We start from the raw sequence: 13347 nt of genomic DNA on the forward strand, positions 1-13347 counted from the left end.
AATTCTCAATAAGGGACTAACGTTATGAAAAAATCGCTGTTAATTATGTGCTTGGTATTGACCTTGTGCGGCTGCTCAAAACCCATCCCAAGAGAGCGGGTAGACTATATAGGTTATTGGCAAGGTGTGAACATGGAACTCTATATACACCCGGATGGTGCGGTTTCCTATGTAAGGCAAGATGGCAACACTTCTAAGTCCATCAATGCCTCAATTCAAGAGTTTGAAGGTGATGACTTTATCGTTGGCTTTGGATTTTTCAATACCCGCTTCGCGGTGACTCAAGCCCCGCAAGAGATAGATGGCCAATATCAGATGGTCGTCGATGGGGTGTTGCTTATTAAAAGAATGTAACTGTTAGCTAACAGGGGGTCTGTGACCCCTTTTTTAATACTCTTTTCCCCATCGCGCGTGAAAATACGCTTTCCCTCCCAATTGCAATAGCGCTGTTCAGCGAAAGTAAAGATATGCAAAGGCGGCTTTCAAGGCCGAAGAGTTGTGATTTAATTTATGTTAACAGGACATTTTGTAACGCATTAACGTAATTAGTCGCATCGGATGGGGCATTGGGCTTGCAAGAGCAAGCTTTGGGCTGAACGGCTGTTACACTGGTGTCACAGGATAATTACCCTAATAGCCGACATAAGTCGGTATATAACAAAAAGGAAGGTGCAGTTTGCGACAGCTTTTTAGTGCAATTATTTGTAGTTTAATAATCACTACGACGGCGCATGCTAATGCCACCAAGGTAGTGGTGGAAAACGTGAGCTTAGAGCGTTCACAGCAAGAGGTTCAGGCGGTTGGTAGTGCCGAGGCCATACATTCAGTAGTCTTGTATCCGGCCGTGGGCGACAGGGTCACGGCGGTTCATTTTACGCCGGGACAAGAAGTTGAGTCTGGAGCGCTTTTACTTGAGCTGGACTCACGCTTGCAGCGCGCGGCATTGGAAGAGGCCAAAATTCGTTTGGCCGATGCTGAGCGCACTTTGGAGCGCTTGCAAAACAGCTTTGCCAAGGGCGCTATTCCTAAAAGTGACAGAGATAATGCGTTAACGGCACGGGATCTTGCCAAAGTCGAGCTGACTAAGGCCCAAGCCGAGCTTGAAGACCGTCAAGTACGGGCACCTTTTGCCGGCGTGATGGGGCTAACCGATGTAGAGGTGGGGGATCGCATCAGCGCGCAAACTGCCATTGCCAGTATAGATGACATCACTTCCTTGTATATCAATTTTAATGCTCCAGAGGCGGCCCTGACCATGCTCAGAGCCGGCGCTGAAGTGAGCGTACAGCCTTGGCAGCAACAAGAGGCTATTACCGCGAAAATCGCCCAGCTCGACTCACGTATCGATGCTGACTCGCGCACCCTTAGGGTTAAAGCTCAGATAACTAATTCCGACGCGCTTTATATTCCCGGTATGAGCTTTCGTGTGCGTTTAAGTATGCAGGGTGAATCCTATGCCGTGGTGCCTGAAGCGGCGCTACTTTGGGGCGCAACCGGTCCTTATGTATGGAAAAGCGTGGATAATGTCGCCACTCGAGTGGATGTGAAAATTGCCCAGCGTCTTTCTGGCCGTCTTTTAGTCAGCGGCGCTTTGGATGAAGGTGAGCTACTGATAGTTGAAGGTGTGCAGCGTTTACGCGCCAATCAAAGCGTCAAGTTTGAGCAGACCCAGCTGGCGGATAGGAATTAAGCCATGAGCGAGCAAATTAATACGCAAATTCAAGACTTGCCTTCAATGGCGATACGCCGCCCTGTGCTGATAGTGGTGTTAAACCTGCTGATCATCATTGCCGGTATCGCTGCTATTGCCGGTGTTGAGGTGCGGGAATTGCCGGATGTTGACCGTCCACGCATTACCGTATCTGCCTCATTCCCAGGTGGCTCGCCGGAAACCGTAGACACAGAAGTGACCAGTAAACTTGAGGGCGCCGTGGCCCGCGTCAGTGGGGTTAAGTCCATTCGCGCCCAAAGTGAAGAGGGCAGTGCCCGTATCAGTGTTGAGTTTCGCCCCGGTATCAATCTTGACGATGCCGCTAATGAAACCCGAGAGTCAGTATCGCGAGTGCAAAGGGAGCTACCAGAAGAGGTAGAGCGGGTGTCCATTATCAAGGCCGATAATGATGCCGAAGCTGTGGTATCACTGACGGTAAGCAGCGAAACCCTACCTTTAGAAGCGCTGACCGAACGAGTGGAAACCGACTTAGCACCGCAGTTTTTAACCATACCCGGCGTTGCCGACGTGCGCCTTAACGGCGACCGTGAACGGGTGATGCGGGTGCGCATTGACCCCTTAAAACTAAGCAGCTTTAACCTTACTATCCCGGATGTAGCCGCTGCGCTGCGCCAGGCACCTTTTGATGTGCCCGCGGGCAGCTTAAAATCTGATGACCAACAGCTTATCGTACGTGCCGATGCCACCTCAGTCAGTGCCGAGCAGGTAGGGGATATTATCGTTCGTGGCGATACCCGTATTGCCGATATTGCCGCCGTTTATTTTGGCCCTGCTGATCCGCGCTCCATGGTGCGTTTAGACGGCAAGCCGGTGATCGGCATGGAAGTTATTCGCCAGGCTCAGTCCAATACCATAGAAATTTCCGATGAAGTTCTCCTATTACTTGAGCGCATGCGTGAGCGTTTCCCGCAAATGGAATTTACCCTGACTTCGGACGATGCCCAGTTTATTCGCAGCTCGGTGGATGAGGTGCTTAACTCCCTGGTGCTGACGATAGTGCTGGTGGTGATCACACTATGGGTCTTTATCGGCTCATGGCGTGCGACCCTGGTACCGGCTTTTGCCATTCCGGTGGCGCTTATCGGCTCACTTGCGCTTATTTGGGCGCTGGGCTTTTCCATCAATATTCTTACCCTGCTGGCGCTGGTACTGGCCACAGGCTTGATTGTTGATGATGCCATAGTTGTAAGTGAAAACATCCAGCGTCAGCGCAGCATGGGCCTTGGCCGCCGCGCTGCGGCAGTAATAGGTACGCGGGAAGTGTTCTTTGCCGTAGTCGCCACTACGGCTGTTTTGGCCGCCGTGTTTGTGCCTATCGCCTTTTTACCTTCTACCGCCGGGCGCTTATTCCGTGAATTCGGTGGTGTGCTGGCCGGGGCGGTGATCATCTCCAGCTTTGTTGCCTTGTCTTTGGTTCCAGCCTTAACCTCAAAATTAAAGCCAAAATCCGGTGGTCGTCATCCTTTTGCTAAATTGGGTAACCGACTGGCGGGGGCTTATCAGTGGTGCATTCGTAAGGTATTAGATCATGCCTGGGCGACCTTTGCTGTTTCCTTACTTATCGCCGCCGGTTCAGGTGCCTTATATCTGCAGCTTGATAATGAACTGCTACCGTCTGAGGACAGGGGGAAAATACGTATCTTTGCCCGAGGCCCGGATGGCGTTGGCCTGAACTTTATGGACCGTCAAGCCAAGCAGATGGAAGACGTGCTGCTGCCTTATGTACAAAGTGGTGAAATCGAGTCCATCTATACCGTAGTGGGGCAATGGGATCCGAATATTGCCTTTATTACCGTGCCGCTAAAGCATTGGGATGAGCGCCATTTGAGCCAGCAGGAAATTATCAACAAGTTGCGCGCTCCCTTGGGCGATATCCCTGGCGCTCCGGCGCGGGCATTTGGCTCAAACAGCTTGAACTTACGTGGCCAAGGTGGTGGCGTTGAGTTAGCCTTGTTAGGTCAAGACTACGAGCTTATCTATGCTGCAGCCCAGGATTATGTCAAGGCAGTAGAGCAGGCCATTCCTGAGGTTGCGCCGGTACGTATTTCTTATCAGCCATCGCAGCCGCAGCTTAGAGTGAATATCGACCGCCGCCGCGCTCAGGAGTTAGGTGTGGAGCTAAGCGATATCGCCGTAACCCTGCGTGCCGCCATTAACGGCGACGATGTGGCGGACTTAAACGTTGGCGACCAATCTATTCCTATTATGTTGCAGGCACAAAACCGCACCATAAATTCACCAAGCGATCTGGCCAACCTCTATGTAGGCAGTGGCAATGGTCAACTGGTGCCGCTGAGTTCAGTGGCCACCATAAGTGAAGAAGGTGTGGCAGCGGAGTTAGGCCGCCATGCCCAGCGCCGCGCCATCGAAGTGGATATGCAATTGCCAGCGGATATGGCCATGAGTGACTTGGTCGAGCAACTCCGTGATCTTGGTGAAAACACCTTGCCTAGCAGCGTAACTCTGGCCTTTAAAGGTGAAGCGCTTACCTTTGAGGAAACCGCCAATGAGGTGGTGCTGACCTATGTGTTGGCTTTTGTAATAGTGCTTTTGGTGTTGGCGGCTCAGTTTGAGAGCGTCAATAGCGCCGTGGTGGTGATGATCACAGTGCCCTTTGGTATTAGCTCGGCTATTTTGGCCCTGTATCTTACCGGCACCTCTCTTAATATTTTCTCGCAAATCGGTCTGGTAATGTTGATTGGCCTTATCGCCAAAAATGCCATCTTGTTGGTGGAATTTGCCGATCAGCTTAGAGATAAAGGCTATCAAGTGCGTGAAGCGGTAGAGCATGCAGCTCTTGTGCGCCTGCGCCCAATAACCATGACCTTGGTTTCGACCTTGCTCGGAGCCTTGCCATTAATTCTCTCTACCGGTGCTGGCGCAGAAGCCCGTAGCGCCATCGGTTGGGTTGTTTTCGGTGGCTTGGCCTTAGCGGTACTCTTTACCTTGTTCCTCACCCCTGTGGTGTATTTAGGCCTTGCACGCTTTACCAAGCCAAGGGCGGATGAGAGTAAACAACTCGCCGCCGAGCTTGAACAAGCCACCTAATGAGAATGTCCGCGAATATCGCGGACATTTTTTTTTAGCGCGATTTATATTAAGCTTCAGCCTATTAGCCGCAGATTAAAGGATGCATTATGCAGGCAGAGCAGCTTGAGATAGCGCAATTTCTCACTAGTCATTCACCCTTTGACGAGCTCCCCGAAGATGCCTTAGCCCATCTTGCGCAACAAGTCGAAGTCGCTTATTTCCGTGCCGGTACGGATATTCTTCACTATGGCGACGATATTGCCGACCTCTATGTTATTCGCTCCGGCGCGGTGGAATCCTACCGGCGCAGTGGTGAGCTTTACAACCGTATGGACAGTGGCGGTATTTTTGGGCAGATGGGACTGCTGATGAATCGCAAGGTGCGTTTTCCTGTGACCGCCATAGAAGACACCCTGGTTTATTGCATTGATGTGGAACTATTTACCGAATACTGCGATAAATTCGAGGTGTTTGCCGACTACTTTGAGGCCGATGGCAATGTACGTTTGCACCAGGCCATAGTCGAACAAGCCGACAGCAATGATTTAACCACCGCTAAGGTTAAGGCCTTGTTACACCGGGATGTTGTGACCGTGGCGGTAGACAGCAGCATTCAGGAGGTGGCTCTGCTCATGAGCGATGAGCATATCTCCAGCGTCTTGGTTACCGATCCCAACAAGCCGATCAGCGATGACCCGGAAGAAGACGACGGTCAGGTGGTGGGGATTATCACAGACAGGGATATTCGCTCTCAGGTGGTGGCGCTGGGGAAAAGTCTGGCTACGCCTGCCCATGAGGTGATGTCCACTAATCTTACCTTACTCGATGCCAATGATTATGTGTTTGAGGCGGTGCTGGCCATGCTCAGGGACAATGTTCATCACTTGCCTATATTGCATAAGCGCAAGCCCATAGGGGTGATCTCCTTATCGGATATTTTGCGTTACGAGTCGCAAAGCAGCCTGCTGTTGGTGCGTGGGATTCTTGCCCAGCAAACGGTGGACGATCTCACTCATTTTGCCAAGCAACTGCCCAATGTCTTTGTGCGCATGGTCAATGAAGATGCTAATTCTCATATGATAGGCACTGCGATGGCGGTGATCGGTCGCACCTTTAAACAGCGACTGCTGGCCTTGGCAGAGGAAAAGCTGGGGCCGCCGCCGGTGCCTTACTGTTTTATCGCCCTGGGCTCTATGGCCCGAGACGAGCAACTTATAGTCACGGATCAGGATAACGCCATTATTCTTGACGATAGCTTTAACGAGCAGGAGCATGACGCGTATTTTCAGGCGCTGTCAGATTTTGTCTGTGATGGTTTGGCCGCTTGTGGCTATACCTATTGCGATGGCGAGATCATGGCGTCCTTTAAAAAATGGCGTCTTACCCGCAGTCAGTGGCGTGAGCAATTTGCATCCTGGATTGCCGAGCCCAAACCGCAAGCCCTGTTGCACAGTTCAATCTTTTTCGATTTGGATGGCGTGTGGGGTAAAACTAAGTGGGCGGAAGAGCTTAAATCTTATATTGCCAAGGAAGGACGGGCCAATCGTAAATTCTTGGCAAACCTGGCGGCCAATGCCCGTAACCGTACGCCGCCGCTGGGCTTTTTTAAGGGCTTTGTATTGGAGCACGACGGCGAGCACAAGCATTCCATGAACCTAAAACGTCGCGGTACGGCGCCATTATCGGATGTTATTCGCGTGCATGCGCTGGCGGTAGGCTCTCGTAAGCAAAACTCGTTTGAACGACTGGAAGACATTATCGATGCCAAGCTATTGCCACCGGGTAAAGCCCAGGATCTTCGTGATGCCCTTGAGTACATTGCCATGACCCGCATTCGCCACCAGGCCTGGCAAATCGAGCACGGTGAAAGCCCGGATAACAGTTTGGATCCTAATTTGTTGTCGCCATTTGAGCAGCGTAATTTAAAAGAAGCCTTTGCCATCTTAGAAAAGGCACAAAGCTTTTTGAAGTTCCGTTATCAAACTGGTAATGGGTTGAGCTAGTGTTGTCAGATCACCTTATCGACTGGCCAGCACGCTACCAGCAGCTGGCCAATACAGCTCAACATCCCCAGTTGCAGCAATTTTATCGAGCCGGCATAGCGAGCGGTGAGCAACCCCTGGGCGAGACGCAGTTTGTGGCTCTGGACTTTGAAACCACCGGGCTCGACAGCGCCGGCGATGAAATTGTCAGCATTGGTTTGGTGCCCTTTACTTGGCATCGCATTTATTGCCGGCAGGCTCGTCACTGGTTGGTGCAACCCAAACGCAATTTGGCGGAGCAATCCATTGTTATTCATGGCATTACTCATTCGGAAGTCGAAGATGCACCGGATTTAAGCAAGGTACTTGAACCCTTGTTAGCGGCTATAGCAGCTAAGGTAGTGGTGGTGCATTACCATGCCATAGAGCGGCCATTTTTGGCTAACAGCCTGCTCAGACGTATCAATGAAAGCATTGAATTTGCGATTATCGATACCATGGAAATTGAACGCAGAGCCCTACAAGCCAGACGCGGCTTTATCGGCCGCTTGCTGGGTGAGAAAATAGGCTCATTGCGCTTATCGGATTGTCGTGCTCGCTATAACCTTCCAGCCTATGGGGTGCATAATGCCATGACAGACGCTTTGGCCACCGCCGAATTATTGCAAGCCCAGTTGCGCTATCATTATCGCAGTGACACCCAGCTAAATCAGCTGTGGATGTAAAAAACGCCGCAATTGCGGCGTTATCTTTGAGTGGAGCCTGTGCTAGGAGCTTCTGGGCTCGGTGCGCAGGCCTAAAATCAAGCTCACACACATAAGCAACAGCACTATGGTGAAGGGCAGGCCTGTGGAAACTGCGCCAGCTTGCAGCGCTTCCATCGCTTCCTTACCGCCAATCCAAAGCAGGGCTGCGGCAATCGCGCCTTCTATGGTGGCCCAAAATACACGCTGCGGTACCGGTGCATCGACCTTGCCGCCGGCGGTGATCGAGTCAATAACCAAGGAACCCGAATCCGATGAGGTGATAAAGAACACCAAAACCAAGACTATGGCGATAAAGGAGAGTACTTGAGTCATAGGCAGCTGCTCAAACATCTGGAACATGGCCAGCGGCACTTCGGTGAGGCCTTTTTCACCAAGCGAACCCACACCCGAAGCTACTTGATCTATGGCGATACCGCCATAAATGGACATCCAAAGCGCGGTCACTAGGGTTGGGATAAGCAGTACGGCAATAAGGAATTCGCGAATCGTGCGGCCCTTAGAAACCCGAGCGATAAACATACCCACAAAAGGCGACCATGAAATCCACCAGGCCCAATAGAACACGGTCCAACCATGCATCCAGGTTTCATCCTCACGGCCATGAGGGTTGCTCAGCGGGATGATATTTTCAATATAGCCAAGCAGGGTGTTTGGTAAATTGCCCATGGCGGCGGCAAAACCAACTAGAGCAACAAATAACAAGAGCGCAAAGGCAATTATCATATTAACGTTACTTAATACCTTAACCCCGCCATCGATGCCGCGTACTACCGAGATAATGGCCAGCAGAGTAACACCAATAATTACGCCAATTTGCAAACCAACACCACCATCGGTACCAAATACATGGTTAAAGCCGGCAGAAGCCTGTTGCGCACCTAAGCCTAAAGAGGTTGCTAGGCCGAACAGGGTCGCCAGTACCGCAAGAATGTCTATGATGTGGCCGGGCCAACCCCAGGCGCGGTCGCCTAATATGGGGTAGAAAATAGAGCGTATCGACAGCGGCAAGCCTTTGTTATAGGAGAAAAAGGCCAACGATAGTGCGACAACTGCATAGATAGCCCAAGGGTGCAGGCCCCAGTGGAACATGGTAGCGCCCATGGCGGTTTTAGCCGCCTCAGGGGTGTTGGCTTCAACGCCTAAGGGCGTCTCATACCAGCCGGTAAAATAAGCCACAGGCTCGGCCACACCCCAGAACATTAAGCCTATCCCCATGCCAGCAGCAAAGAGCATGGCCAGCCAGGAGATACGTGAGTGTGATGGGGTTGCCGACTCACCACCGAGTTTAATTTTACCGTAAGGGGAGACGATTAACGCCAAACAAAATAATACAAAGAGGTTGGCAGCCCACATAAATAACACATCAAAATTACCTATGATGTCCCATTTAATGCCGTCCAATGCCTTTTTGGCGGTGGCAGGATCGGTAACCAGAATAGCCACTAAAAAGATGGCGATAAGGCCCGCGCTAATACCAAAAACGGGGTTATGAACATCAAACCCCCATTTTTGCACGTTATCCTGGCCTACGGTGTAATCGGTATTTTCTATACTATATTTGTCATGATGTTCACTCATGCCTACCTCTAGTTGTTAAAACCATTAGAGCTAAGGCCTAGTTGAATGAGTCCACGCAAATCAATGATTTGTAGACTAACTAAATTAGGCCCCTTCATATGTACAATAGTTTAGGGATTAAAATATAAATGTAAATTGCCAGCGCGATAAATGCCATAAATCAAGTGTTTTTTGTTTAAAATAAGCATAAAAAAGCGCCAGAAGGCGCTTTTGTTCACAAAGAATAATTTGCAGTGAAATTAGTTTTACTTCACTATCACCATTTCTTTGAGCAGGTTGTCGGCCTTATCAACATGGCGCATAACCCACAGCATGTAGCGGCTGTCGACATGAATAGAGCGGTTTAGGTTAGCATCATAGTCCCAATCGCCAATAATGCTCTCACTCACACCATCGAACAATAAACCCACCAGCTCGGCATTACCGTTAAGCGTTGGCGAGCCCGAGTTGCCACCTGTGGTATCTACTGTACTTAGGAAGTTAACTGGAACCGAGCCCAGGCTGGCCATTTCATAGCTGCCATAGTTTTTGGCGGTAATTTGCTCCATTTGTGCTGCTGGCGCATCAAAAGGTGCCACACCGGTGAATTTCTCGGTGATCCCTTCAAGGCTAGTAAACGGCGTATAGGTCAAGGCATCTCTTGGGCTGTAGCCTTTTACCGAGCCGTAGGTTACACGTAATGTGCTGTTGGCATCGGCATACACAGGCAGGCCTTGCTCCTGGTTGTAAGCAATAATTGCGGCCATATATTGTGGGCGAATTTTATTAAGCTCACCGCTTAATGCCTTGTCTTCTAGCTCACGCTCACGCATTTGCTCATAAGTGGCAACCGCCAGTTTAATAAAGGCATCATCGCTTTGTTTAAACTCGGCAACCGACTTATCCATCCAGGCTAAACGTACTTGCTCATCGTTAAGCTCGGTGTTTTTATACATGGCGGCTAAGGTCTTAGCCATTTTTTCCTTGCTGTAGCCCTTATCTAAGCCAAGCGCTTTATCCAGAGAAGCAACACGTTGTTGCGGCTCAAGCTGGGCATAAAGATCAACAAAGTGGGCCATTAGCGCCATATCTACGGCATCGTCATAGCGACGCGAGAGGCTGGTCATGCCGGCTTTGAAGCGGGTCATATCACGCTCTTGATAGCCAGGTTCACGCTCGGCATCCGGCAGCTGTTGCTCATTAGCAAGACGATACAAGCGACTTGCCGTTGATATCATGGCGCTGCGGTTTAAATAACCCAGGATTAAATCCAGCTCGCTGCTGGCCTGTGATTTGGCAATCAAGCTATCAAGCTCTTTAAGCACGTGAGCGTATTGCTTTTTACGTGCTTTATCGGCATTGATCCAGCTTGCCAACTCGCTCGCCAGCTTATCCTTGCGCTCTTGCATATCGGTTTTTTGATACGAGTTAACCATGCCGCCGTAGTTTTTTGCATAATTGGCAAGGCTCGCCAGCGTGCTTTCATAGGCGATACGGGCTTTTGAGCCTTCTTCGGCGGTGGCCTTGATGATGTCCATGGACTGTTCGCGGTACGCCTTGGCTTTAGGGTACACCTCGGTAAATTGATGCTCTACCTCGGCATTGGTGCGATAGCGGTTGGTGCGACCCGGGTAGCCGGTAACCATAACGAAGTCACCTTCTTTAACACCTTTGGCGCTAACCTTTAGGAATGAATCCGAGCTAAAGGGCACATTGTCTTCACTAAAAGGCGCTGGCTTGCCGTCTTTACCCACATAGGCACGGTAGAAAGAGTAGTCGCCGGTATGACGCGGCCACATCCAGTTATCAATATCGCCGCCGTATTTACCTATGCCCTGTGCCGGGTTGTAAACCAAACGCACGTCCTGGATTTCCAAAGACTTGATCAGGTAATACTCTAGACCGCCGTGGAAGCTATACACATTACAGCGGTAGCCACCGCCTTGCTCACACTCAGCAACTAGAGATTTTTGTGCTTGCTCAATGGCCTTGTAACGCGCGTTGCCATCCATAGAGTCGTTGAGATGGGCGTTAACCTTATCGGTGACATTGGTTACTTCTTCGGTCACATACACGCGTGAGCCCGGAGAGGCTGGCAGCTCTTCGCCATAGGTTTTCGCCAAGAAGCCATTTTGGAGAATATTATTCTCCGGCGTCGAATTATATTGAATCGAGCCGTAGGCACAGTGGTGGTTAGTAACAACCAGGCCCTTAGGAGAGACAAAAGAGGCCGTACAGCCACCTAGGCTAATTACAGCGTTCATTGGGAATTCGGTCAGCTTAGAAATGTTTTTAGGGTCGATTTCCAGGCCTTTTTCCTTTAATACCGACTCAAGCTGAGGTAATTGATGCGGTTGCCACATGCCTTCGTCGGCAAGAGCTGAGTTGATGGTCGTCGCTAAAATCGCGGCGCCGATAAATGATAAACGCATAGTTCCATCCTAGTTGTTATATTTTCGCCACGCAGTGTCGCGCAGTACAGGGTTAGGTGCAACTTTTTGCGTTTACAAAATGTTTCTGATGGCGCTTTAGTATCTAAGCCCAAAAAAGGAAAGTGGGGGCAGCCTTGGCCGCGCCCTCAAGGTAAGGCTTAGCCCTGGGCCGAGTAGGCAGATTGGTGAATACTGGCAGCGCGACCGGATGGGTCGGCATTGGTTTGAAATGACGCATCCCAGGCCAGTGCTTGTGGGGTAGAGCAGGCCACAGATTTACCGTGGGGCACACACAAGGTCGCAACGCCGCCGGGGAAGTGCTGCTCGAAGATATTGCGATAAAAATACGCCTCTTTGCTATCCGGGGTATTGATTGGGAATTTAAAGTGGGCGTTTTGCATATCCCGATCCGATACCTGCTCCTCCACATAGGCTTTAAGTGAGTCTATCCAGTTATAGCCAACGCCATCGGAGAACTGCTCTTTTTGTCGCCACAGTACCTCGTCCGGCAAATAGCCGTCGAAGGCTTCACGTATAATGTGCTTTTCGATGCGCCCGTCCTTGCACATTTTTGCCTCTGGGTTAATGCGCATGGCGATGTCGATAAATTCCTTGTCTAGAAACGGCACTCGCGCCTCAACGCCCCAGGCGGCCATGGATTTATTGGCGCGCAGGCAATCGAACATATGCAGCTTGGCTACCTTGCGGTTTAATTCGTCATGGAATTCCTTGGCATTGGGCGCCTTATGGAAATACAAATAGCCGCCGAAGAGTTCATCAGCGCCTTCGCCGGAGAGCACCATTTTAATACCCATAGCCTTAATATGACGAGCCATCAGGTACATGGGGGTAGAGGCGCGCACCGTGGTGACATCATAGGTCTCCAGGTGGTAGATGACCTCTTTAATGGCGTCTATTCCTTGCTGCACGGTAAAGTGAATAGGGTGGTGAATGGTACCTATGTGCTCGGCGACCTTGGCGGCGGCAATAAGATCCGGTGAGCCTTCAAGGCCAATGGAAAAGGAGTGCAACTTTGGCCACCAGGCATCGCTGGCATCGTTATCCTCGATGCGTTTGGCGGCAAATTTTTGGGTAATGGCGGAGATAAGCGAAGAGTCCAGGCCCCCCGACAATAAAACCCCATAAGGCACATCGCACATCAGCTGGCGTTTTACTGCAGCCTCCAGTGCATGTTTAAGGGTTTCCGGCTCGGCCTCATTGTCTTTAACCGCGGAAAATTCTTGCCAGTCTCTGTGATAATAGCCCTGATATTCGCCCACCTCGCTATCGAGGAAGTGACCGGGAGGGAATTCCTCAATGTGGTTACATATTGGCGTCAGCGCCTTGAGCTCACTGGCCACATAGAAATTGCCGTATTCATCGCGGCCGGTATAAAGGGGGATAATGCCAATGTGGTCTCGGCCAATCAGGTATTTATCCTTTTCTTCATCGTACAGGCAAAAGGCAAAAATACCGTTGAGCTCATCGAGAAATGCACTGCCTTTTTCTTCATACAGGGCGAGGATCACCTCACAATCGCTCTGGGTTTGAAATTCGTAGTCTATGCTCAGGGCATCGGCGAGTTGCTGATGGTTATAGATTTCGCCATTGACCGCCAACACATGGTTACCTGCTTTATTAAACAATGGCTGAGCACCACTTTGTACGCCAACGATGGCCAAACGCTCATGCACTAAAATGGCCTTATCGCCGGTATAAACGCCGGACCAGTCCGGGCCGCGGTGGCGCAAGAGTTTCGACATATCTATGGCCTGCTCGCGCAGTTGCGCAATACTGGACTTGATATCGAGCACCGCAAAAATTGAACACATATTGGCTTTCCTCAT

At 50.6% G+C, this 13347-nt stretch carries 8 protein-coding genes; 5 read left to right on the forward strand and 3 right to left on the reverse strand.

Annotated elements, in window-relative coordinates; genetic code table 11:
• Positions 1-24: 24 nt before the first annotated feature.
• The 5 genes from WCN91_RS03345 (at position 25) to WCN91_RS03365 (ending at position 7469) form a co-directional block, all read left to right on the forward strand.
• Positions 25-354, forward strand: coding sequence for a hypothetical protein (locus WCN91_RS03345; RefSeq protein WP_342676264.1), 330 nt, complete (start codon positions 25-27; stop codon positions 352-354).
• A gap of 322 nt (positions 355-676) precedes the next feature.
• The gene (locus tag WCN91_RS03350; RefSeq protein ID WP_342676265.1) at positions 677-1690 is read left to right on the forward strand and encodes an efflux RND transporter periplasmic adaptor subunit; all 1014 of its coding nucleotides are present in this window, start codon (positions 677-679) and stop codon (positions 1688-1690) included.
• 3 nt (positions 1691-1693) lie between these two features.
• A complete protein-coding gene (locus WCN91_RS03355; RefSeq protein ID WP_342676267.1) occupies positions 1694-4780 on the forward strand; it encodes an efflux RND transporter permease subunit in 3087 nt (1028 codons plus the stop codon).
• 89 nt (positions 4781-4869) lie between these two features.
• On the forward strand, positions 4870-6765 hold the full coding sequence (locus tag WCN91_RS03360) for a DUF294 nucleotidyltransferase-like domain-containing protein (protein ID WP_342676268.1): 1896 nt from the start codon (positions 4870-4872) through the stop codon (positions 6763-6765).
• A 2-nt stretch (positions 6766-6767) separates the two neighbouring features.
• A complete protein-coding gene (locus WCN91_RS03365) occupies positions 6768-7469 on the forward strand; it encodes a 3'-5' exonuclease (RefSeq protein WP_342676383.1) in 702 nt (233 codons plus the stop codon).
• Positions 7470-7511: 42 nt separating this feature from the next.
• Here WCN91_RS03365 and WCN91_RS03370 read toward each other — a convergent pair whose 3' ends face one another.
• From WCN91_RS03370 to asnB, 3 genes are all read right to left on the reverse strand, one after another.
• Entirely contained in the window at positions 7512-9089 is a 1578-nt protein-coding gene (locus tag WCN91_RS03370; RefSeq protein ID WP_342676270.1) for a BCCT family transporter, read from the reverse strand.
• Positions 9090-9334: 245 nt separating this feature from the next.
• Positions 9335-11500 carry a S46 family peptidase gene (locus WCN91_RS03375; RefSeq protein WP_342676272.1) on the reverse strand — a complete coding sequence of 722 codons (2166 nt, stop codon included), beginning with the start codon at positions 11498-11500 and terminating at the stop codon, positions 9335-9337.
• Positions 11501-11658: 158 nt separating this feature from the next.
• Positions 11659-13332: an asparagine synthase B gene (gene asnB, locus WCN91_RS03380; protein WP_342676274.1), complete on the reverse strand. Its 1674-nt coding sequence runs from the start codon at positions 13330-13332 to the stop codon at positions 11659-11661.
• Between the last annotated feature and the right edge of the window lie 15 nt (positions 13333-13347).

This window comes from Pseudoalteromonas qingdaonensis (assembly GCF_038739665.1).
Taxonomy (GTDB): Bacteria; Pseudomonadota; Gammaproteobacteria; order Enterobacterales; family Alteromonadaceae; genus Pseudoalteromonas; species Pseudoalteromonas qingdaonensis.